This window comes from Paenibacillus wuxiensis (genome assembly GCF_040195695.1).
Taxonomy (GTDB): domain Bacteria; phylum Bacillota; class Bacilli; order Paenibacillales; family Paenibacillaceae; genus Paenibacillus_B; species Paenibacillus_B suaedae.
Map to the genome: position 1 here is coordinate 344,866 of NZ_JBEFZI010000009.1, position 20,963 is coordinate 365,828.

Consider the following 20,963-nt stretch of genomic DNA (forward strand, 5'->3'; position numbering starts at 1 on the left):
CGTGAATATGAATGCGGCATACGGATAAGATGCGATCGCATAGGAGGAATAGGCATATGTCGAATGAGTACTTGCGCCAGCCAGGTCAACAACAATTTCGGGATTTGGTGCAGCAGGTGAACGAAGGAACGTCCAATCCGGTATCTTATACAAGCAATAGCGCCAGCTATGGAACGGGAATCTCTTCTGGCTATGGTTTGAGCAGCAACTTGGGTTCTGGAAGCTATGGAGCGTTAAACGTTGATGTGACAAGAGGTGCATCTCCTCAACCGTCAGGATACGTACATAGCTATACTTCACAACAGTATGAACAAAATGTAGTACCGAACAACTTTCAATCGAGCGGTTATGTAGGCAGCATCACTTCACAGACACACGGTGCACAACAGAACGTAGTGCCGAACAGCTTCCAGCCGACAGGCCAAGTGCAGAGCATTACAGCGCAAACGCATGGAGCGCATCAAAATGTAGTGCCGAACAGCTTCCAGCCGACAGGCCAAGTGCAGAGCATTACAGCGCAAACGCATGGAGCGCACCAAAATGTAGTACCGAACAGCTTCCAGCCAACAGGCCAAGTGCAAAGCATTACAGCGCAAACGCATGGAGCGCACCAAAATGTAGTGCCGAACAGCTTCCAGCCGTCAGGCCAAGTACAAAGCATTACGGCACAAACGCATGGAGCGCATCAAAATGTAGTGCCGAATAGCTTCCAGCCAACAGGTCAAGTACAAAGCATTACAGCACAAACGCATGGAGCGCATCAAAATGTAGTGCCGAATAGCTTCCAGCCAACAGGTCAAGTGCAAAGCATTACAGCACAAACGCATGGAGCGCACCAAAATGTAGTGCCGAACAGCTTCCAGCCAACAGGCCAAGTGCAAAGCATTACGGCGCAAACGCATGGAGCACACCAAAATGTAGTGCCGAACAGCTTCCAGCCAACAGGCCAAGTACAAAGCATTACGGCGCAAACGCATGGAGCGCATCAAAATGTAGTGCCGAACAGCTTCCAGCCGACAGGTCAAGTGAATAGCATTACAGCGCAAACGCATGGAGCGCACCAAAATGTGGTGCCAAACAGCTTCCAGCCAACAGGCCAAGTGCAAAGCATTACAGCACAAACGCATGGAGCGCACCAAAATGTAGTGCCGAACAGCTTCCAGCCGACAGGTCAAGTGAATAGCATTACAGCTTTCACTCAACAGGCCGAAGGCTATGCATCAACAGGTGGTATGGGGTCGTCAAGCATTGTACAAAGCGTGTCAGACCAGTCCTACACCTCATAATATAAGACCAAAGACGGTTCAGAATATAGAACCGTCTTTTTTTGATCTAATCTGCTTACTAATATATAACTATTTACATTAGAGTGCTTATTGTTATAATAGTTGTTATGACAAGTTAATAGTTGTTGCAACAACTATTTCCGATTGTGCAGGTGAAATATTAGGAGGTAACATACAAAATGGTACTGCATTTGGAACGAAGGGTAGGTTACATGCTCGGTCAGACACACCGTAAGGTAGCTGCAGAGTTAGGGGCGAGATTCCGGCCTTATGATATGACGATTGAGCAGTGGGGAGTGCTGTTCCGTCTTGTTGAAGAGGAAGGCATTAATCAAAAGGGATTGGCTGAGCGATGCGGGAAAGATCAGCCAACCTTGACACGGATTGTGCAGCATTTGCTGCGCAAAGGGTGGGTAGAGCGCAGAACCTGCGAACAGGATCGGCGCGCATATCGGTTGGCGGTAACTGCTGCCGGGCGCTCTATTGTGGATAAGTTGATTCCCATTGAGCAGGAATATATCGCTCAAGTTATGGCGGGATTCTCAAGCGACGAGGAGCAGCATCTGCTGCAACAACTGCAGCGGATTCAAGATAATTCTGCTGCAGCTGAGAAGGAACGGTTGGCAGCGGCGAGTCAGGGAAGCGGTACGAACAAATGAAAGAGATGAAAGAAATGAAAGACATGAATGCGGAATATAGAAATAACGATGAGATTCTTGAAGAAAAGCAGCCATTGTGGACGAAGCCATTTGTAGTGCTAGCTGGCTCGAACTTTCTCGTATCACTGAATCTGTTGATGATAACGCCTGCGCTGCCAGCATATGTGAAGGATGCCTATCAAGCAGACAATATGACCGTGAGCTTTGTAGTCAGTTTGTTCGCTTTGTCGGCTATTGTGACTCGACTATTTGCAGGAAGATTTTTTGATCGGTTCCGAGCGATGAGCATTTTGATTGCCGGTTTGCTCATTTATGCCTTGTCGACAGGCGCTTATGCATTTGTACCATCCTTGGCCTTGTTCATGCTTGTGCGCATGATTTACGGGGCGGGATTTGGCATTACGAGCACAGCCCTAGGGACATTGGCAACGCGGATTATTCCTCCTCGACGCATGGGGGAAGGAATGGGGTATTACGGCTTGTCCAATAGCTTATCCATGGCAATAGCTCCGATTATTGGTTTGTGGCTGCTGCAAAGCTACGGATATGAGTACTTAATTGGAACGACGTTTGTCCTTATCATTATTATTTTTCCAATGCTGCCCCTATTGCGCAGTGCCAAAGCTCCTGCGAGTCAAGCAACCATTCGGCCGCAAGGCTCTTGGATTGACCGGCGGGCATTGCTGCCGTGTATGCTTAATTTCCTTGTCACCATCACGTACGGAGGTATCCTGTCCTTCATTACCATGTTCGGTCAGGAAAGAGGGATCGCGAATGTGAGCCTATTCTTCTTATGTAATGCGATATCTATATTGGTTGTCCGTACATTCGCTGGCAAGCTGTATGACAGCAAGGGACATCTCGCGGTTGTCCCTGCAGGTGGAATAATGTTGGCAGCTTCGCTGGTGGTCCTGGCCTACAGTGCATCGACAGGAATGCTGTGTCTTGCTGCTGCTATGTACGGGCTAGGATATGGCAGTCTGCAGCCCGCATTTCAGGCATGGGCTGTGCAGCGTGTACCTGCTGACCAGCATGCCGCAGCAACAGGCATGTTCTACAATTCAATTGACTTGGGTGTGGCTCTTGGCTCGTTGCTGCTCGGTGCAGTGGCATCAGTCACTACTTATAGCAATACGTACCTCGTATCCTCTTTGTCTGCGGTATTGTTGCTGCTCATTTATGCATTTGCACTCCTTCGGTTGAGAGCTTCTCGGATGAGTGGGCGTGATGAAGCAACTGTTTCTGCCACTTAGATGCTGGAATAGAAAGAATAGAACAATGGGTTGTCTTTGTTATGTATGCAAAAAATAAGTTAAAAATAAATTTAACTCATTTACTTGACAAAAGTAAGTTATAACATTTATTATACTTACATAAAGTAAGTCAATGACATTAAATAAGCGGACAATTTTGAGTCAACATCATAATTTGCCGCAGGCTATGAGTTATCTTGTCAGAACTGAATGTAAGGCAATAATGTTATACGAATATAATTATGAGGTGAACATGATGAAAAAAGTACTTGTTATTAATTCGAATCCTAAACCAACTGAAATGTCCTTCGGTCTTCGTCTTGGTGAGCACTACTTGACTACGCTTCAAGCTGATGCGGATGTGCAAATCGAGCGTGTGAATCTGTATGAAGAGAACATTCCATTGATCGATGGCACAGTACTGGATGCTTGGGGCAAAGCTGCCGCTGGTGAAGCGTTGTCTGCAGAGCAAACAAGCACACTTGGCCGCATGAACGAAATTTTGGAGCAATTTATTGCAGCAGATGTAGTGGTATTCATTACACCAATGTGGAACCTGAGCTTCCCAACGCTTCTTAAGGCTTATATCGATAACGTGGTTATCGCTGGCCGTACATTTAAATACACAGCTGAAGGTCCAAAAGGCTTGCTCGGAGGCAAGAAAGTGGTTCATATCGAAGCGCGCGGCGGCATTTACTCCGAAGGTCCAACAACAGGTCTTCGCTTCACAGACACTTACTTGCAAACGATCATGGGCTTTATCGGCATTACCGATTACGAGAATGTCTTCGTAGAAGGCATGGCTGCAACACCTGATCGTGCAGAGGAAATCCTTGCTTCCGCAAAGCAACGTGCTGAGCAAAGCGCTAAAAACTTGCTTGCAGCTGTAAAATAACAATTCAAATTAAACATGAGTGTTCGCACCTGACCATGAGCCGGTTCCTATTGGAGCCGGCTTTTTTTCATTTGTCACCAATTAGGCACTCGCACATATGATGGTAACGAATGAAAGGGGGAGGGAGGTAACAGGCACTGAAGGGCTGCTTCTATCAATGGGCTCGTGACGCTGATATTCGTCTAGCTCAACGCGCAATCAATGGCGAGCGCACCTGGCCTGCTTCCTATGCAATGTGGTTCTTTAGGCGGGCGGAAGAGTGCCCAGATACGTGGTTCAATCAACAAAATTCTGGTCGGTATCGAGCGCATTATTTCTTTTCCCCAACTGGGGACGACAGTCCAGCAGTGTACTCGGGGTAACGAGGCTTCATTAAAAAATCAGTCCAGATGAGACTGTAAAGGAGAGAGTGTAGCATGAATTACATGAGTTATGGTTATCCAACTCCGAACCAATCCGGTAATAGTTCGATTTCTCCAATGAGCACGTCAAAAGGCGGATCTTGTTGCGGATCAAAAGCCCCAATCAGTCCAACTCCGACGCCATATCCGGCGCAGCAATCGATGCAGAGCATGCCAATGCAGAGCATGCCGATGCAGAGTATGCCGATGCAGAGCATGTCGATGCAGAGCATGCCAATGCAGAACATGTCAATGCAGAGCATGCCGATGCAGAGTATGCCAATGCAGAACATGTCAATGCAGAGCATGCCAATGCAACAAGCTGTACAGCCTTTCGCCAATCAGCCAATGCCAATGCAGCAGCCTATGTCAATGCAACAGCCATTAGCTATACAGCAGCCGGTTGCAACGCAGCAGGCAGCAACAATGCCTCCTTCGGTCGCCAGCGGTAATGTGATTACGCCTTCCGGCACGGTTCTGACGGGGCTCCCGCAAGAACAATCCTTTATCGAGAACATTTTGCGATTGAATCTTGGCAAGATTGGTACGTTCTATATGACATATGAGAACAACTCGGAATGGAATGCGAAGATATTCCGCGGTAAAATTGAGGCTGCTGGTCGTGATCACCTCATCATCAGCGATCCGAGAACGGGTCAACGCATCATGCTGTTGATGGTTAACTTCGACTATGCGACATTCGATGAGCCGCTTAATTATGAATATCCATTCCGTCAGCCTGAATCTTCTGAAGAACAGTAATTAGGCTATCCGCCAGCAAGCCGCCGCCTCTCCGAGAGGTTAGGGCGGCTCTTTGCTTATATTCACAAAACATCCAACTTCCGTTAAACCTCTGATGAGGAACCAACGTTATAATCCGTGGGAAGGGAGAGAAAGATAAAATAATCTGAGGGAAAGGAGGGAAAATAAAGAATGCATAAAGCTGCTTACAAGATTATGATCTTAACGTCCCGTTTCGGGGAAGGGCATTGGATGGTAACGCAGGCGCTCAAAGGACACATGGAGCGGCTTGGCATGCAGGTTATTGTTGTGGATTTGATGGCTGAGGCGCATCCGATGATGGATGCGATGTTTCGGTTTATATTTATGCAAAGTCAGACGATGTCGCAATACGGGATTCACTATTATGGCTGGAGCTACTATTCAACGCGCCGAATTGAACGTACACATCCACTTGTGCGCACAGGGTTCACACTAGGCAAGCGCAAGCTGAAGCAGCTGCTGCTGGAGCATCGGCCTGATGGCATTATCAGTACATTTCCCTACTTCGACGTCTCATCTGTTGTCCGGCAGATGAACAAGGCGATTCCCACATTTACGGTCATCACCGATTACGATCTCCATCATCGCTGGATATTGTCCACCACAGATCACTACTATGTTGCAACTGTCGAATTAGCCGAACAGATGATGAGAGCCGGAATCGCTCCAGATCTAGTGCATGTAAGCGGCATTCCAATTCGTGATCAATTTGACTTGTACTCTCAGCAGTCCTCCATGCATAATGAAGAGCAAGTGGGAGCACTATTCCATAAATATGGATTACATTCGGGGCTTCGAACTACGTTAGTAATGTCGGGTGGGCTTGGTGCACAGGCAATATCCAATCGATTTCTTCGTCTATTAGAACGAATCCCGAATCACCAGGTTGTTATTGTATGCGGCAGAAATGAACGCTGGGAGACAGAACTCAAGGAGAAATTCCGTTCGTTGAGCAATGTACATGTCTTCGGCTATGTGTCCTCTATTCATGAACTGATGTTATGCGCTGATGCAATGGTTACGAAGGCGGGAGGTGTAACCCTAACGGAAGCGCTCGCTATGCAGGTGCCTCTATTTATCGCGCGCCCGCAGCCTGGTCAAGAGCGGGAAAATGCTCGGTATTTCGCAAGGCATGGTGCAGCTGTTGTCGTACGGCAGGACGTTGAGCTGGCGATGAGACTCTGCGAGGCGTATAATCAGCCAGCCCTGCTTGAATCCATGAAGCGAAGCATGGTGAGTCTGGCGCGTCCGTATGCTGCGAAACGGATCGCAATAGACATTCTGGACGCGATGACAAGTGAGACCTATCCAGCTCAATCCTCCTTGCGCGTCAGCCAGTGCTTGGCTGCAATGGTTAACAATGCTACACATACGAGCAGTGAAGACACAGCGAATGCTGCCGAGAATTGATATTCATTGTATAAAATCTCAATATGGAGCGGCATTGTGTTCGTCTCGCCTCGTATATGCCCCGATACGACGGATACCGCCCCGAATTCCCCCATTGCCCTCGCATTACAAATGATTATGCCGTATAACAGTCCCCACTTGATATTGGGCAGCGTCACACGCCAGAACATTCGCCACCCGCTTGCTCCCAAGGTGGCCGCTGCCTCCTCCTCCTGTATTCCTTGCGTCTGCATGAGCGGAATGAGCTCCCTGGCAACGAAGGGGAAGGTGACAAATAACGTGGCTAATACAATACCTGGAAGAGCAAAGACGATTCGAATATTTTGATTGTCCAGCCATTCTCCAAACCATCCGTTTGAGCCAAAAATTAAAATAAATAAAAAGCCTGCAATGACAGGCGAAATTGAGAAAGGGAGATCCATCATAGTAATGAGCCATTGCTTGCCGCGAAATGAAAATTTGGTGATACACCAGGCTGCTGCAATGCCGAAAATTGCATTTAAAGGCACGGCGATTGCTGCAGTGACAAGCGTGAGCCGGATCGCTGCTAAGGCATCTGGGTCAACAAGTGCTGCCAGATAGACATCAGCTCCGCGCTTGAATGCCTGCACGAACACAGCCGCAAGTGGGAGCAGAATGACGAGCGCAATAAAGCCAAGAGCAGCGGCAATGAGCAGGTATCGGACATAGGGGGATTCCGTTGTACATGCGCGAGATTGCGGCGCTGATGGCGGAAGTCCGCCTCCCATTGACTTGCGCCTAGTATGAGGGGTGAATTTAGGTTGTTCCGTAAGCAATGAGGTATCGGTCATACGGGTAATCTCCTTGTTTTCGCGTTTTCAAGTATTGTTGATGGGGTGAATCGGAGTGCAGTTTCATCCTTCATTGGCTCTAATGGGGCATAACGCGTCTGCCCATTCTCCATTGAATGAAATTGATGATAAACAGCAGGACAAAAGATATAACAAGCAATACAAGTGCAATAGCCGTGGCTGCGGCATATTCATATTGCTCCAGCTTCGTCATAATAAGCAACGGTGCAATCTCAGTCTTATATGGCATATTGCCGGAAATAAATACAACGGAACCATATTCGCCAATTCCGCGTGCAAAGGCAAGCGCAAAGCCTGTCAGCAGCGGCGGTATGAGTTCGGGGAAAATGATTCTGGAGAATACCGCCCAACGCTTGGCACCCAAGGTTGCCGCTGCTTCCTCAACTTCCGTGCTCCATTGCTCTAAGATTGGCTGAACGGTTCGCACCACGAAGGGGAAGCCAATGAAGGTCAGCGCGATCATGATGCCAATCTGTGAGTAGGCGCTCTGTATGCCAAGCGGATACAACAGCTGTCCAATCCAGCCGTTCTCTGCATAGATGGAGGTTAGAGCAATGCCTGCGACTGCTGTTGGAAGTGCGAATGGCAGATCAATCAAGCCGTCTATCCATCGCTTCCCTGGAAATGAATAACGGACTAGCACGCAAGCGACAATCAATCCAAAACAGACATTGAGGAGTCCCGCGGCACAGGAGACGATAAAGCTGATCCGATACGCTGTGATGACACGGTCATCCAGCACCGTGCTCCAAAACTCGCCCCAGGTTAATTCAGATGACTTCAAGACGATGGCTGACAGCGGTATGAGTACGAGGAGAGACATGTAAATCAGCGTATAGCCTAGTGTGAAACGGAAGCCGGGAAGCACCGAATACGATGCCTTCCTCGGCTTGATGGGAGATCGGCCAAGGTGAGCGGATTGTGTGGTCATGATATCCCGTGCTCCCTTCTACTTTTTATAAATTTGATCAAATAGTGCTCCATCAGCGAAGTGCTTCTGATGCGCGGCTTCCCATCCGCCGAAGTCATCCTGAATGGTGAGCAGCTTAAGTTCGGGGAACTGTGCCTTGTGCTTGGCCGCAACGGCTTCTAAGCGTGGGCGATAATAGTGCTTTGCTGCAATTTCTTGTCCTTCCTCTGAATACAGATAGGATAAGTAAGCTTCGGCGACTTTGCGGGTTCCTCGCTTATCCACCGTTTTGTCGACGACCGCTACAGGCGGTTCTGCCAATATACTTAGCTTAGGAACGACAATTTCGAATTTATCCTGCCCAAGCTCGTTCGTGGCGAGGAAAGCTTCATTCTCCCAAGAGATGAGTACATCACCGATTCCTCGCTCCACGAAGGTGGTCGTTGCTCCGCGCGCGCCTGAATCGAGTACGGGGACATTGGCATAGAGGGCGGAGAGGAATTGCTTCGCCTTCTCTTCATCTTGTTTGTTCTCAGAGAGGGCGTACCCCCAAGCGGCGAGATAATTCCAGCGGGCGCCTCCGGAAGTTTTGGGGTTCGGTGTGATGACTTGAATACCGGGCTTGATGAGATCGTTCCAATCATGTATTCCCTTAGGGTTGCCCTTGCGTACAAGAAACACGATCGTGGAGTAGTATGGGGCACTGTTATGCTCAAAGCGTGTCTGCCAGCCCTCTTGAATCAAGCCAGCCTTGCGAATAGCATCAATATCGTACGCAAGGGCGAGGGTAACGACATCGGCCTTCAAGCCGTCGATGACAGCGCGTGCTTGCTTGCCGCTGCCGCCATGTGATTGCTTCACAGTGACATTCTGTCCGGCCGTTTCTTTCCAGTGTGCGGCGAATGCCTTGTTGTAATCAGCGTACAGCTCACGGGTTGGGTCATAGGACACGTTCTGCAGTTCCACAGTCTCTTCAGAAGCAGTATTTGGCTTAGCTCCTTCTGCTTCTCCCTGCTTGCCTGAACCTGAATCGCTGCGTCCGCAGGAGGCCATCAAGGCGAGCGTCAACACAGAAAGCAGGATGATGATACGTACAGGTAAACGACGTTGTACTTTCATCTGGATTGTCTCCTTTCTTTTGCGCCTTCCAGCTCGAAGCGGGTGCGTTCTGTCCGCTCCAGCTGTACAATGTGGCCGTCATGGATCGTGATGGTCAGTGATCCATAGTTGAGTCCTTTCAATTGTTCTGCGATTCGCTCCAGCCACTTCGGATGGATGGTATCTAACCCGATTTGCGTTGGTTGACTGCTCATATACGTTCCTCCCTTGAACATGAATGCAAAAAAACCGAAGACACCCCTAAACATGCAGTTAGGTATGCGTCTCCGGTGATCCGGTCGACAGAAGTCATGAGTCGTTGTTCATAGTTGATTAATCATTATATTTCCTATAAGATAACTAAGGTATTGGTGTTATGGCAGTATGTTATCAGCAACCGGATAGGAAGTCAATGCAGCTGACCACTTATTTCCAAAGTTATATTAAGTTCTGGCAAATCGTGAAATGTTCTTGCCCGAAACGCGATTACAATAGCTTTGTTATGAGGTAGGACAGGATGGTTTGCACCAGACTGCCGTTTACGACTATACTGAAATTGTTGCTACATTTATGAAGGAGGCAATGAACATGCAAATTACGTTGAACAATGGCTTGAGCATGCCGCAGCTAGGTCTTGGGGTATGGCGCGTTGAAGAGGGACAGCAGGTGAAGGATGCAGTGAAGACTGCATTGGAGACAGGCTATCGCTTAATCGATACGGCAGCTATTTATCAGAATGAAGCAGGCGTTGGCGAAGCAATTAAAGAGTCAGGTGTGAAGCGTGAAGATATATTCTTGACGACGAAGGTATGGAATTCCGAGCAAGGATATGATGCTACCCTGAAGGCGTTCGATGAGAGCTTACATAAGTTGGGGACCGACTATCTAGATTTGTATTTGATTCATTGGCCAGTTCCTTCCCGGGATTTGTATGTGGACACATACAAAGCATTGGAGAAGCTCTACGCAGACGGACGCGTGCGTTCGATTGGCGTATCCAACTTCCATATTCCTCACTTGGAGCGTTTGGCGCAGGAATGCAGCGTGAAGCCGGTTGTGAATCAGGTGGAATGCCATCCGCGCTTGGCTCAGAACGAGCTGCGTGAATATTGCCAGCGCCATGATATTTATTTGGAAGCTTGGAGCCCGCTGATGCAGGGTGGAGATATTTTGCAGAATGAAGAGATCGCTGCGATCGCGGCCGCGCACGGCAAGACATCAGCTCAAGTGGTTATTCGCTGGCACTTGCAGCATGGCCATGTCGTCATTCCGAAGTCGATTACACCATCACGCATTCGCGAGAACTTCGATGTATTTGATTTCGAGTTGAGCAGTACAGAGCTGAACAGCATTGATGCACTTAATGAAGATAAGCGTGTTGGTCCGAACCCGGAAGAATTCGCAGTTACGTAACCGCAATTATTTGTTCGTTGCAACCATGATATAGAATGGTAAAGTAAATAGAACACGGTTTGCCCCACCTCGGGACAAACCGTGTTCTATTTGTCTTCGTCCATATTCCAATTGGCAAGCGCCGCGAATGGATTGTCTCGATCCTCGTCACTTGTATCATCTCGATATACAACATTGCTCTCATAGCTCGGATGTTCTTGAACCTCATTGCGAGTCAACTGAATGTGCTCGTGCATCCGTATATATACAAGTGCTGTGTTGTAGGCATCATCCAGCGCCCGGTGCTGATTCCCGACGAACGGGACGTCCAGTGCTTCCAGCGCAGCCTTAAGTCCAATCTGCTGATTATGCTCACGCTTCAGAGCAGTAGATACTTGTTTTTGCAAATTGTTATGATTGCGAAGCCAGTAGAGTGGAATCTTCTTCTGGCGGCATTCCTTTAGGAATTGGGCTTTATCATCCGGCCCCCAGGAACATAGTGCATAGTCATCCGTGTCAATCCACGCGATGAATTGATCAAGGACATCCTGCAGGGTGGAGGCATGTGTAATATCCTCTTGTGTAATGCCGGTAAAATTAACTGTATCATCTGTTAACTTGGGGGAAAGAGTCGGTTTGACGAACGCTTGAAACGTGTCAGCAACGGCGAATGTTCCCTCGTTCTCCGTCACTTTAACCGCCCCAATTTCAATGATTTCGGCAAACGCCCCTTTTTTGCGCTTTACGGTCATTTCCAAATCATAAATAATTGCTAACATGGTGCCGCTCCTATCTTTATTGACAGCGTATGATGCTTATATTGTAACACAAGTTGCGGCGGTCGTTGGAGGAACTACTTGGATTCCACTGCTGCCCGGGTGAATCAATTCATTGACAGCGTGGAGGATGCTTACTACAATGAAAGGGCATAAATAGTAAGGTTTGCACCAAACTCTGTTCACACATCGAAAGATGTGAATAGAGAGGCGAAATTTTGCAAAGGCGTGTGAGTGGCGGCGTTCGTAGAAGGACGAACGGCCTCGTATAGTCACAGCACGATTCTTTTGGTTTCGTTCGCCCCCTGCCCAAGAGCGCAGGGGCTTTTTTGCGTGCAAAAGCGAAAGGAGCCTAACATCAACATGAAATTACTTCAATATGCTTTGCTTGTATTCCTGGGGGCTTGCAGCTATGGAGCGGTGTCTTCTTTTATGAAATTGGGGATCGGAGAAGGATTTACCGTCCCTGAGATTGTAGGCGGACAATATTTCTTTGGGTGGCTGATGTTTGTTGTCATGACACTGTTATTCTCTCGTCATAAGCTGCGTTGGAAGCAAACTGTAGTTCTGCTAGCTTGTGGATTGTCTGTGAGCTGCACCTCGATTACATATGGCCTTGCCGTAGGAGAATTGCCAGCCTCAATCGCAGTTGTATTTCTATTCCAATTTACGTGGATTGGTGTATTGCTTGAAGCTGTTATTACGCGCACGCGTCCTGAACCAATGAAGGTAATTTCGGTGATCATCTTGCTTGTAGGCACCGTCTTCGCTGGTGGTCTCGCTGATCATGGACTGTCCGGATTGAGCTGGAAAGGGGCGCTGTTCGGAATGATTTCAGCGGTATCGTTTGCCATATATATTTTTGTGAGCGGGCGAGTTGCAACCGACGTTCCTATTTTGACGAAGAGTCTATCTATGATTACGGGGGCAATGGTAGTTGTATTCCTAGTGTTCCCGCCAGCATTCTTTATCGATGGCACCTTGGTAGATGGATTGTGGAAATTCGGACTGCCAATGGGACTGCTTGGCACTATTATACCTGTCATTTTCTTCGGAATTGGTGTCCCGAAGATTGGTTCTGGACTAGGCACGATTCTAGGAGCGGCTGAGCTGCCAGCAGCGGTAGTAATGTCCGTACTCGTTCTCCGGGAAGAAGTTACGATGTTGCAGTGGGCAGGAATCGTGCTGATTTTAGGAGGCATTTGTTTGCCGCAGTTGGCTCTGGTGAATCAGAAGAAGACGAACACAAGAGAGAAGATAGAGCGTGCGGGTGCATAATTAGAATAATAATGGCATATTGTCGAATGGAGTAGGAAGGGGAATCGGTACAGCTCGTCGAAGTGGGAATAAAGCTACTGAACAACCTGTGGGAAAGGGAGAAATGCGCTATGCATCATGTCGTGTATCAGAAACAGAAAGCAGCAGCCCGATTGTTCATTGCATTCATTTGTATTCTATTCTCGGCGGGCCTTATCGTTCTGGCCGTGCTCGATTTCAAATTGCCGCTCAGCTTGCGAATTGCCCTGGCAGCGGCTGCATGCATTGGATTCGCTTATTGTGGGAGCAATCTCGTCGTATCCGTGCGTGCCTTAACAGCAGGAACCAATATCCTACTGACCTATGATCAGGAGACAATTTGGAATGAATATGGACTCCGCGCAGCATGGGCAGATGTAGTCGATATTCGTGTCGAGCAAGGTCGAGTGGGCATCTTGTTCGTACCGGTATTCCCCAAGTTCGTCGTCGTTCTTAAGGATGGAACGAGCAGGAAGGTTGAGACGTTCCATGTATTGACGGATCAGGAGATGAATGATTGGAGGATCCGATTGAAGCAGCATCAGAAGGCTGTTCAAGGCAAGGCAGAGGCCGCGGAGCAATCGATGCCACTCGAAATGAAAGAAATTACACTTACCTAAGATGTACTTGTATTTGGGTATCTGGATTGGAACACATATTCCATAATCCCTTTTAATAGAAAGAACAAGAAGGCTAGTACGTCCCTAATTGGGAAGTACTAGCCTTCTTCTCGTTGCCACAAGGGAATTCATGCTTTATCGATCTGACCTAATTCTCCGTACCCAGCCATAAATCAATCGGCCGCTGTACGGCTGCGTGGAATGGCAGCTCAATCTTGCGCCCTAATCGGGCGGAGGCATATGCTGCGTAGATGATTTCGAGTACGGCACGCCCGTCCTCGCCTGTTACGCAAGGCTCTAGATTTTGCCGGACACAGGTAATGAAGTGCTTCAATTCCTGTGGATATCCTTGATTGAATGCTTCTTCATAGATGGTGAACGACCACCCTTGGGTGGAGCCTGCCTTCTCCATCGCATAATCATAGCCATGTTCGCTATAGGTCAGAGCAGCGTTCCCTTGAAAGAGGTCCGCATAGCTTACTCCCTTCGTACCGTATACTTCTATGTTGTCTGTCATCCCGCCAGGCTTCGCCCAGCTGTCCTCCGCGATTGCCGTTACACCATTCTCGAACTCTACGATCGTAACCGCATTATCTTCGCCCTTCGTTATCTCGCCATGCAGTACAGTAGACATTGTCGCATATACGCTTTTCACTTTGGCGCCGCCCATCATCCAGCGGAACCATTGCAGCGCATGGCAGCCCAGATCCATGAGCACGCCACCGCCAGCCTGCTTGATGTCATAGAACCAATCACTGTGCGGACCAGAATGCTTCTCTGCCTGCTTCAGCATATACACATCGCCGACGGCTCCCAGCTCGATCAGCTTGCGCACCCGCTCGAACTTCGGTGCGAAGCAGAGCTCTTCCGCATACATGAGCTTCACTTCTGCGCTACGGCATGTCTCGATCATCTCGTCGGCCTCTTCCAAGGTAACGCATAGCGGCTTCTCTACGATAACGTGCTTGCCCGCTTGCGCAGCTGCTATACATACGCGGTGATGGAGGAAGTTCGGCAGGCAGATGTCCACAACCTCACAACCGGAATGCGCCAACAGCTCTTCCATGTCTGTATACACTTGCGGTATTCCATGCCGTGCAGCGAATGCTTCTCCTTTCTCACGATTGCGGGCATAGACAGCGACTACCTCTGCCTCTGGAACGAATCGGGTAAAGGACTCCATATGAATGTCGGCCACGAAGCCAGCGCCGCAAATGGCTACTTTCGTACGATTCATTACGCTTATCTCCTTTCAAATGCCGCATCATGCTGGTGAACAGCATGTGTGGATGGTTTCGATTTGAACAGCAGCAGGAACAACAGTGCCACGACAAGCGCAGCGCCTGCCGGGTACAGCCAGAAGCTCTTCCATTGTGCAAGCGCAGCAGTTCCGCTAGCTGTCACGGTATCGTTGAACAGACTGCCGGCAATAAGTGAGCCGAAGTAGATGCCGATTCCCTGCGTGAACAGGAGCAGCAAGCTTTGTGCCTGCCCCTTTACTTGGCTGTCTGCTTGCTGCTCAGCATAGATGAATCCGGTTACAAAGAAGAAATCATAACAGATGCCATGGAGAGCGATGCCTACGATCATGAGTAATCCAATCTGATCAGGCGCACCGAAGGCGAATAGGACGTAACGAAGTGTCCAAGCAAGCATGCCGATCAGGAGCATGATTTTGATGCCTAAGCGGCGGAAGAAGAACGGGATAAGCAGCATAAAAGCGATTTCCGACATCTGGCCGATCGTCATAACGCTGCCTACATTGGCGAACCCAGCAGCCTCTAAGAAGGGAGACGCAAACGAATAATAGGCTGCAAGTGGGATGCAAATAAGCATCGAGCAGATGATGAAAACACAATAGCTTCGCTCCTTAAGTATCTGCAGCGCGTCAAGACAGAGCAGGTCGCGAACAGAGAGAGGCTTTCCTCTGGCGGGAGCGGGCGTATTGGGCAGAGTGAAGCTGAATATACCGAGCAAGAGGGATGCAATAGCAGAGATGTAGAAGATGAAGGAACTGTCGGAGTAGCCCAGTTGGCCGATAAGGACGCCTGCCACAATCCATCCGATTGTGCCGAACACACGAATCATCGGGAATGTCTTTGCAGCATCCGCAATATGGTGAAAAGCTACATTGTTGCTTAGTGCCAGTGTAGGCATATAACACAGCATATACAGAAAAAGCGTCCACAACAGCGTTGTTCCGCTGCCTGCCTCGACTTGCCTGCCGACCACCCATAGAAGTGCACTGCCTGCAAGATGAAGGAGGCCCATCACTTTCTCAGAGGCGAAGAAGCGGTCAACTACCATGCCGAGGAAGAAAGGAGCAATAATGGATGCAATCGCTCCAACGGAGTAAGCGGTTCCAATAATGGATGACAAGCCATATTTGCTGAGTGTAAGCCCCGCAGTGGCGTACCAAGCCCCCCATACGAAAAATTGCATGAACATCATGAATGATAATCGTGGAATAACGAGCCTTCGCTGCATCTGCCTCCTCCTCACTTTATTTTACAAGGATGAATGTCTGTGCTGTAACGCTATTATCATTCATATTCAACTGAGTTGTCTACTACGCATACAAGTTGCTGGCGAATTGATTCACATAGAAGGATCATTTTTTTGTGTTTCCCCTAAAAACAGGAAGGACCGGCCTTCATAAGATTCCAGTATTTGCCGATATATTCAATAATGATTTGGATATTTATACAATTATGGAAAGAAGAAAAACAGACCCATCAGATGAAAGATTCCAAGTGAGGGGGAATTGGCGATGAAGCATGCGGAAAATCAGCCTAAAATCGACTCGCCCGGTGCTGGATCAGTAGGATCTGAAAAGCAGCGGATGCAAGACGAGCAGATGGCGGAACATGCGGCCCGTATGAATGCAGAGGAGAAGTGGCGAGAGGATATGCGCAACGGAGTTCACCATGGCGGCGTCGTTCTGAACGGCACGATTGTGGAATTCGAAAAGCAAGACTTTTTCGAGCCTGGACTGAGCTTTTTATTTCCGAAGGATTTTCTCCTGTGCACGCTAGAGACCGAACAACAGATGGTTTATCAGAATGAGGCTCATGCTCTGAACATCATCTTGCAATATACAGAACGTCCAGAGCAGGCCATCGACTTGAGGCAGATGAAGACGGACATGATTCGCAGCATGGCAAACATGGAGCTTCATACCGAGTGGCTGGAGGATGGAACGGAGGAAGTGAATGGGCAGCCGATCCATTACTGCTCCTTTTTGAATCCAGTGGCGCATGGCAAGGTGTTCAATTTTCTGTTTTTTGTAGATGCTGGACACAAACGCCTTATCGCCAACATTAACGGGAACGACAAGCATGTAACACGATGGTCCATCATCGCGCTGGAAATGATTCGATCGGTAGAGGTGGCGAGCGCATGAGTGTATCGACATTGTCCTATCAAAATGTACGAATAAAGCCATTTCCCCATATGCAGCTGCTGGAGCTCGCCATCGTGCAGCAGGTGAATGAACACGGAAAACTTACCTTTACGGGCGTTGTCGCGGAGGAGCATAAAGACAATGATCTCTTTTCGCTGAACGAGCAGACGCCGGTTCAGGTGATGGAGCTTCTGGAGCAGGGCGGAGAACGAATATTGTTTTCCGGGATTATCACCGAGATGCGCATCGAACGGACGAGAGATGTATATACGATTCACGCGGAAGCATGGACAAGTTCTGTCATGTTGGATATTCGCGTCAAGAGCAGGTCTTTCCAGGATGCTTCGATGACATACAGCCAGTTAGTTCGGAAAATGGGCGCGGAATACTCCAATTACGATGTGCAGTACACGACGGATCATAATCCGGGTATCGGACAGTTCGTCCTACAGTATAAGGAAACGGACTGGGCATTTTTGAAAAGAATGGCTTCTCGCCTCGACACGGTTGTGGTGCCTGCCGAGAAATTCAAGGACGTCAAATTCTTCTTCGGCTTGCCGGATACCGGGACGGTCAAGAAGCTGGATGATTACCAATATGTCGCCAAGAAGAAGCTGGCGGATTATATGGCTTATCACCATAATATTCGGCCGGATTCCCAAGAGAGCGACTTCATCTCTTATGAGGTGACGACCAGACAACTGCTGCATCTGGGTGACGCTGTAGACTTCCAGAGGGCGAAGCTGTATGTCGGGAAAGTCGTCTCGACAATGGACAAGGGAGCTATGTCGCACACCTATACGATTACTACCCGCAAAGGTTTGAACCGGGAATTGCCATTCAACGAAGCCATTCGAGGAGCTTCGATAGGAGGAACGGTTCTGGCGATTAACAGAGACAAGGTCAAGGTAAGGCTCGATATCGATAAGAATCAGGATGCTGGAACTGCGCACTGGTTCCCTTACTCTACTGTATTTGCATCTGCGGATGGAAGCGGCTGGTATTGCATGCCAGAGGCAGGGGACAGTGTGCGCGTGACATTCCCAAGCGAACGGGAGGAGGAGGCATTCGCCATCAGTTCGGTCAATTCCTATGCCGGCGAACCTGCAGGTGCTTCTCCGGGTGGCCAGGGAGCGGGTGCATCGGCATCCGGCGGCGGTTCGCAGGATCGGATGGCTGACCCGAATGTTCGTTACTTCCGCAATTCGGCAGGCATGGAGGTTACGTTAGCGCCAGGTCATGTGCTCATTTCGGCCAATAATGGGCAAGCGACGATTATGCTGGATCAGAGCGGCTCGATCACGATTGCCGGTCAGAAGGAAGTGTCGCTGACGTCCAAGGAGAATGTGACCATCCGGGCGGACAAGAAATTGCTTATGACGGCTAGTGAGGAAATTGCGATAGAAAGCCAGAAGGGCGGCAAAATCGTGCTGAATAGCGGCGGAAATACGGAGCTCAAAGGAACCGAAGTATTTACGAACTAGCAGACATTTCTGGCGCTTGGTGCGGAAAGGACGATCGAAGTGACAAGAGACGAAGCGCTGCGCCATTGGCTGGATACGGCTGTGGCCGACAAGCGCATGGAGCTGATGCTGGCACTCCATCGGGAGGTGCTGGCGCATCGGGACAGGCTAACCGGCGAATGGATCGAGTCGTTCAAGCAGCTATGCGCGGACATACGCCGCATGCAGGATGAGAAGCGGAAAGGCAAGATCAAGTATATTCATTATTCGATCCTGCGGAGCCAGATTTTGAACGGGGATCATCGCTGTCGCATAGCTGCGTATGATGCACAGTGGCATGGGGATGATTCGGGATGCACGGCTGAGTATGAAGTAGGCTGGGCTTTCGCTAAGCTGGACGAATTCAAGCGGCATCTGTCCGAGACCAGTAAGAAGTATGTCGGCAAGCTGCTGCCGGCTGATGTGGCAGTTGTAGTGCAGGGAGATATCGTCTGGTATATGGCCTATTTGATCAAGCTTGCCAGATATGCGCTGAGAGAGGCCGTGCGAACAGACGAATTCGCAGCAATTGATAAGGAAGATGAACTGTTCATCTATGTGGGCGAGCACCGAGATCGCGGAGAGCTGGTGCACAGATACGAGGCAAGAACCAAGGATGTCGAGACGCTGAAGGAGATGTTCTCTGACAGCGGCAGATCGGAATATGTGTATGAAGTTTTTCGTGGCGCGAATTTGAGCGGCATGTACTTTCAACTGCTGAATCTTAGTTTTGCCGACTTTTCCGAAAGTGCATTGGTTGGCAGTTTGTGCTTGGGCTGTGGGCTAATCGGAGCCGATTTTCGCGGAGCGAATCTGCAAGGAGCTGACTTGAGCAATAACATCTTACATGGTGCGAGCTTCCGTGAGGCGAATTTGCAATCTGCCAAGTTGGAGCATATCAAGGCGGGAATGAGTTTTCCGTCGCAGGATCAGCTCCATATCCCACCCTTCATGGAGACAAGCTTTGCGGGGGCGAATTTAGAGCAGGCGAGCTTTCGGGGAGCCGAGCTTAGAGGTGCCGATTTCCGAGGGGCAGTGTTGAAGGGTACGAGCTTCGCGGATGCAGACTTGGCCGGGGCGATGTTCCGGGCGTCAGATGTGAAGCGGCTTGATTTAACTGCTGAGCAGTTGGAGCACATCATCATCGATGGAAGCGATAAGGCATGATCAGCGAAGGTTGGATGGTTAGGCTGGGTTGAAGGGGATGAGCAAAGGTGGACTACTTTATCATTTCGCAGGATGAGTGCGTGGAAAATAAATTTCAATTCGCTGGCTTGAAATCCACCAATAAAACGATTGAGCTTACGCCGGATCGGGCGGATGAAATCAATGACATTACGGCTGTATTCGTCGAAGGCCATGCAGACAGTGTATACCCCGATTATATCGGCAAGCCGATCGTTCTCGTAGCGGATGAGCTGAAAAAGGTACTGGAGCGGCATACTTCGGAATTGGCATACAAATGCGCCGTGTTGTCAGATCCGAAGAACAGCATGCAAAAGATATATTGGCTGCTTCTATTGCCGAGGGTGGATTGTTTATCGGATCGTACTGTCTTCGACAAGACGGGGGCAGTGAAGCGCATCGTCATTGATCGAGCGAAGGCGGACGGCCATGCGGTATTTCGCGTACAGGGATTGCTGGAGAAGCACGTCTTCATCAATCTCGATGTCGCCGAGAGCTTGCTGCGTAAGGAACTGCTGGGCATCAAGCTGGAGAAGGTGGAAAGCTGCTGCGAGCCGGATCCTACATCGTTTGATTCTGCATAGTTTGGATCCTGCATAGTTGGTACCCTTGTCGGTTTGTACTCCACACTGTTTGTGCTCTTGCATATTTTATACCCTCGCATAGGATGTGCTCTCGTTATGTTCGAAACTTGCATCATTCTGTTCGCAAACGTTGCGGCAGATAACGGTCAGGAGGAGATGGAAATGGAATTAATGATGGATGACGGAGGCGGACAGAAGGAGCCGAAATACGTCGTGCACGGTGCATATTGCTTTTGTCCCCAAGGGTCACGTCCAGCACGGATCGTCGTTCCAGCAAGCCATGGGGATTACATTCATGATCAGCCGCAGCTGAACGTGAACGATTGCGTGCCAATGGTCAATATCAGGCCGTTCGGCTTGTGCAAGAGTACGAGGAACCCTGCGGTGCAGGCCGTCATCAATGCGCTTCCCCCGATGCCGAAGCAGGAGGAGGCTGGCTGGTTCGCCAGTCTTTTTATTAAGAAAGAGGCACCACCGCCCGAAAAAGTGCCGGAGCCCGAATGTGTGGCGATGTGCGTGCCGAATATTACGTTTCCGTGGCAATCCGGGAAAGAGGATGTGTTGATCGAGGAGGCGCCCGCACTGCTCGATACGTGTTGGAATAAATGCGTATACGGTGAAACCATCAAGATTGTTCATAACGGTCAAAGGGAGTAAAAGCTGGCGGGAGGAGGGGC

General features: G+C 49.3%; 22 protein-coding genes and 1 pseudogene. 16 read left to right on the plus strand and 7 right to left on the minus strand.

The features are described from left to right. Window positions 1-56 precede the first annotated feature (56 nt). From ABN764_RS22135 to ABN764_RS22170, 8 genes and pseudogenes are all read left to right on the plus strand, one after another. Window positions 57-1,286 carry a hypothetical protein gene (locus tag ABN764_RS22135; RefSeq protein WP_268623925.1) on the plus strand — a complete coding sequence of 410 codons (1,230 nt, stop codon included), beginning with the start codon at window positions 57-59 and terminating at the stop codon, window positions 1,284-1,286. Window positions 1,287-1,465: 179 nt separating this feature from the next. Next, complete coding sequence (locus tag ABN764_RS22140; RefSeq protein WP_446673142.1) at window positions 1,466-1,945, plus strand: MarR family winged helix-turn-helix transcriptional regulator; 480 nt, start codon at window positions 1,466-1,468, stop codon at window positions 1,943-1,945. Beyond that, window positions 1,942-3,198, plus strand: a complete 1,257-nt coding sequence (locus ABN764_RS22145; protein ID WP_446673143.1) for an MFS transporter — start codon at window positions 1,942-1,944, stop codon at window positions 3,196-3,198. Before ABN764_RS22140 ends, ABN764_RS22145 begins: the two co-directional genes overlap by 4 nt. 256 nt (window positions 3,199-3,454) lie before the next feature. Then, entirely contained in the window at window positions 3,455-4,093 is a 639-nt protein-coding gene (locus ABN764_RS22150) for an FMN-dependent NADH-azoreductase (RefSeq protein ID WP_446673158.1), read from the plus strand. 140 nt (window positions 4,094-4,233) lie between these two features. Then, window positions 4,234-4,455 (plus strand): annotated as a pseudogene (locus tag ABN764_RS22155) (cell wall hydrolase); the annotation flags it as partial. A 143-nt stretch (window positions 4,456-4,598) separates the two neighbouring features. Further along, a complete protein-coding gene (locus ABN764_RS22160) occupies window positions 4,599-4,946 on the plus strand; it encodes a hypothetical protein (RefSeq protein WP_446673144.1) in 348 nt (115 codons plus the stop codon). After that, a complete protein-coding gene (gene gerQ, locus ABN764_RS22165; RefSeq protein WP_231515121.1) occupies window positions 4,867-5,256 on the plus strand; it encodes a spore coat protein GerQ in 390 nt (129 codons plus the stop codon). Before ABN764_RS22160 ends, gerQ begins: the two co-directional genes overlap by 80 nt. Window positions 5,257-5,427: 171 nt before the next feature. Continuing rightward, complete coding sequence (locus ABN764_RS22170; protein ID WP_446673145.1) at window positions 5,428-6,687, plus strand: MGDG synthase family glycosyltransferase; 1,260 nt, start codon at window positions 5,428-5,430, stop codon at window positions 6,685-6,687. Here ABN764_RS22170 and cysW read toward each other — a convergent pair. The 4 genes from cysW to ABN764_RS22190 all read right to left on the minus strand — a co-directional run bounded on the left by cysW (window position 6,591) and on the right by ABN764_RS22190 (window position 9,743). Then, window positions 6,591-7,436, minus strand: coding sequence for a sulfate ABC transporter permease subunit CysW (gene cysW / locus ABN764_RS22175; protein ID WP_174810108.1), 846 nt, complete (start codon window positions 7,434-7,436; stop codon window positions 6,591-6,593). The genes ABN764_RS22170 and cysW overlap by 97 nt on opposite strands. A 142-nt stretch (window positions 7,437-7,578) precedes the next feature. Further along, a complete protein-coding gene (gene cysT, locus ABN764_RS22180; RefSeq protein WP_446673146.1) occupies window positions 7,579-8,451 on the minus strand; it encodes a sulfate ABC transporter permease subunit CysT in 873 nt (290 codons plus the stop codon). Window positions 8,452-8,469: 18 nt separating this feature from the next. Then, window positions 8,470-9,549 (minus strand): sulfate ABC transporter substrate-binding protein, encoded by a 1,080-nt coding sequence (locus ABN764_RS22185; protein WP_174810104.1) that lies wholly within the window; start codon window positions 9,547-9,549, stop codon window positions 8,470-8,472. Then, window positions 9,546-9,743 (minus strand): YezD family protein, encoded by a 198-nt coding sequence (locus ABN764_RS22190; RefSeq protein ID WP_021254199.1) that lies wholly within the window; start codon window positions 9,741-9,743, stop codon window positions 9,546-9,548. Before ABN764_RS22190 ends, ABN764_RS22185 begins: the two co-directional genes overlap by 4 nt. A gap of 373 nt (window positions 9,744-10,116) precedes the next feature. Here ABN764_RS22190 and ABN764_RS22195 point away from each other — a divergent pair, with 373 nt between their 5' ends. Then, a complete protein-coding gene (locus tag ABN764_RS22195; protein WP_446673147.1) occupies window positions 10,117-10,941 on the plus strand; it encodes an aldo/keto reductase in 825 nt (274 codons plus the stop codon). An 86-nt stretch (window positions 10,942-11,027) separates the two neighbouring features. Here the strand turns inward: ABN764_RS22195 and ABN764_RS22200 are convergent, their stop codons facing one another. Then, complete coding sequence (locus ABN764_RS22200) at window positions 11,028-11,699, minus strand: 3'-5' exonuclease (RefSeq protein WP_446673148.1); 672 nt, start codon at window positions 11,697-11,699, stop codon at window positions 11,028-11,030. A gap of 360 nt (window positions 11,700-12,059) precedes the next feature. Between ABN764_RS22200 and ABN764_RS22205 the strand changes: the two genes are divergently transcribed. Both ABN764_RS22205 and ABN764_RS22210 read left to right on the plus strand, forming a co-directional pair. Beyond that, on the plus strand, window positions 12,060-12,974 hold the full coding sequence (locus ABN764_RS22205; protein WP_446673149.1) for an EamA family transporter: 915 nt from the start codon (window positions 12,060-12,062) through the stop codon (window positions 12,972-12,974). Between the two features lie 110 nt (window positions 12,975-13,084). Next, complete coding sequence (locus tag ABN764_RS22210; protein WP_174810711.1) at window positions 13,085-13,612, plus strand: hypothetical protein; 528 nt, start codon at window positions 13,085-13,087, stop codon at window positions 13,610-13,612. Window positions 13,613-13,760: 148 nt separating this feature from the next. On the opposite strand, the gene ABN764_RS22215 is transcribed toward ABN764_RS22210, so the two are convergent. Together ABN764_RS22215 and ABN764_RS22220 are read right to left on the minus strand one after the other, a co-directional pair. After that, complete coding sequence (locus ABN764_RS22215) at window positions 13,761-14,849, minus strand: Gfo/Idh/MocA family protein (RefSeq protein ID WP_268623933.1); 1,089 nt, start codon at window positions 14,847-14,849, stop codon at window positions 13,761-13,763. A 5-nt stretch (window positions 14,850-14,854) separates the two neighbouring features. Continuing rightward, on the minus strand, window positions 14,855-16,099 hold the full coding sequence (locus ABN764_RS22220; RefSeq protein ID WP_446673150.1) for an MFS transporter: 1,245 nt from the start codon (window positions 16,097-16,099) through the stop codon (window positions 14,855-14,857). Window positions 16,100-16,382: 283 nt separating this feature from the next. Between ABN764_RS22220 and ABN764_RS22225 the strand changes: the two genes are divergently transcribed. From ABN764_RS22225 to ABN764_RS22245, 5 genes are all read left to right on the plus strand, one after another. Next, complete coding sequence (locus tag ABN764_RS22225; RefSeq protein ID WP_174811167.1) at window positions 16,383-17,015, plus strand: hypothetical protein; 633 nt, start codon at window positions 16,383-16,385, stop codon at window positions 17,013-17,015. Then, window positions 17,012-18,499, plus strand: a complete 1,488-nt coding sequence (locus ABN764_RS22230) for a contractile injection system protein, VgrG/Pvc8 family (RefSeq protein WP_174811166.1) — start codon at window positions 17,012-17,014, stop codon at window positions 18,497-18,499. The genes ABN764_RS22225 and ABN764_RS22230 overlap by 4 nt, the downstream gene beginning before the upstream one ends. Before the next feature lie 39 nt (window positions 18,500-18,538). After that, window positions 18,539-19,684, plus strand: coding sequence for a pentapeptide repeat-containing protein (locus ABN764_RS22235; RefSeq protein WP_446673151.1), 1,146 nt, complete (start codon window positions 18,539-18,541; stop codon window positions 19,682-19,684). A 47-nt stretch (window positions 19,685-19,731) separates the two neighbouring features. Beyond that, a complete protein-coding gene (locus ABN764_RS22240) occupies window positions 19,732-20,286 on the plus strand; it encodes a hypothetical protein (RefSeq protein ID WP_446673152.1) in 555 nt (184 codons plus the stop codon). Between the two features lie 96 nt (window positions 20,287-20,382). Further along, a complete protein-coding gene (locus ABN764_RS22245) occupies window positions 20,383-20,943 on the plus strand; it encodes a DUF4280 domain-containing protein (RefSeq protein ID WP_021254188.1) in 561 nt (186 codons plus the stop codon). Window positions 20,944-20,963 lie beyond the last annotated feature (20 nt).

Bases quoted from the DNA above. Each gene is read 5' to 3' on its own strand.
- ABN764_RS22135 (WP_268623925.1), top strand. From the start codon at position 57: ATGTCGAATGAGTACTTGCGCCAGCCAGGTCAACAACAATTTCGGGAT.
- ABN764_RS22140 (WP_446673142.1), top strand. From the start codon at position 1,466: ATGGTACTGCATTTGGAACGAAGGGTAGGTTACATGCTCGGTCAGACA.
- ABN764_RS22145 (WP_446673143.1), top strand. From the start codon at position 1,942: ATGAAAGAGATGAAAGAAATGAAAGACATGAATGCGGAATATAGAAAT.
- ABN764_RS22150 (WP_446673158.1), top strand. From the start codon at position 3,455: ATGAAAAAAGTACTTGTTATTAATTCGAATCCTAAACCAACTGAAATG.
- gerQ (WP_231515121.1), top strand. From the start codon at position 4,867: ATGCAACAGCCATTAGCTATACAGCAGCCGGTTGCAACGCAGCAGGCA.
- ABN764_RS22170 (WP_446673145.1), top strand. From the start codon at position 5,428: ATGCATAAAGCTGCTTACAAGATTATGATCTTAACGTCCCGTTTCGGG.
- cysW (WP_174810108.1), bottom strand. From the start codon at position 7,436: ATGGGAGGCGGACTTCCGCCATCAGCGCCGCAATCTCGCGCATGTACA.
- cysT (WP_446673146.1), bottom strand. From the start codon at position 8,451: ATGACCACACAATCCGCTCACCTTGGCCGATCTCCCATCAAGCCGAGG.
- ABN764_RS22185 (WP_174810104.1), bottom strand. From the start codon at position 9,549: ATGAAAGTACAACGTCGTTTACCTGTACGTATCATCATCCTGCTTTCT.
- ABN764_RS22190 (WP_021254199.1), bottom strand. From the start codon at position 9,743: ATGAGCAGTCAACCAACGCAAATCGGGTTAGATACCATCCATCCGAAG.
- ABN764_RS22195 (WP_446673147.1), top strand. From the start codon at position 10,117: ATGCAAATTACGTTGAACAATGGCTTGAGCATGCCGCAGCTAGGTCTT.
- ABN764_RS22200 (WP_446673148.1), bottom strand. From the start codon at position 11,699: ATGTTAGCAATTATTTATGATTTGGAAATGACCGTAAAGCGCAAAAAA.
- ABN764_RS22205 (WP_446673149.1), top strand. From the start codon at position 12,060: ATGAAATTACTTCAATATGCTTTGCTTGTATTCCTGGGGGCTTGCAGC.
- ABN764_RS22210 (WP_174810711.1), top strand. From the start codon at position 13,085: ATGCATCATGTCGTGTATCAGAAACAGAAAGCAGCAGCCCGATTGTTC.
- ABN764_RS22215 (WP_268623933.1), bottom strand. From the start codon at position 14,849: ATGAATCGTACGAAAGTAGCCATTTGCGGCGCTGGCTTCGTGGCCGAC.
- ABN764_RS22220 (WP_446673150.1), bottom strand. From the start codon at position 16,099: ATGCAGCGAAGGCTCGTTATTCCACGATTATCATTCATGATGTTCATG.
- ABN764_RS22225 (WP_174811167.1), top strand. From the start codon at position 16,383: ATGAAGCATGCGGAAAATCAGCCTAAAATCGACTCGCCCGGTGCTGGA.
- ABN764_RS22230 (WP_174811166.1), top strand. From the start codon at position 17,012: ATGAGTGTATCGACATTGTCCTATCAAAATGTACGAATAAAGCCATTT.
- ABN764_RS22245 (WP_021254188.1), top strand. From the start codon at position 20,383: ATGTTCGAAACTTGCATCATTCTGTTCGCAAACGTTGCGGCAGATAAC.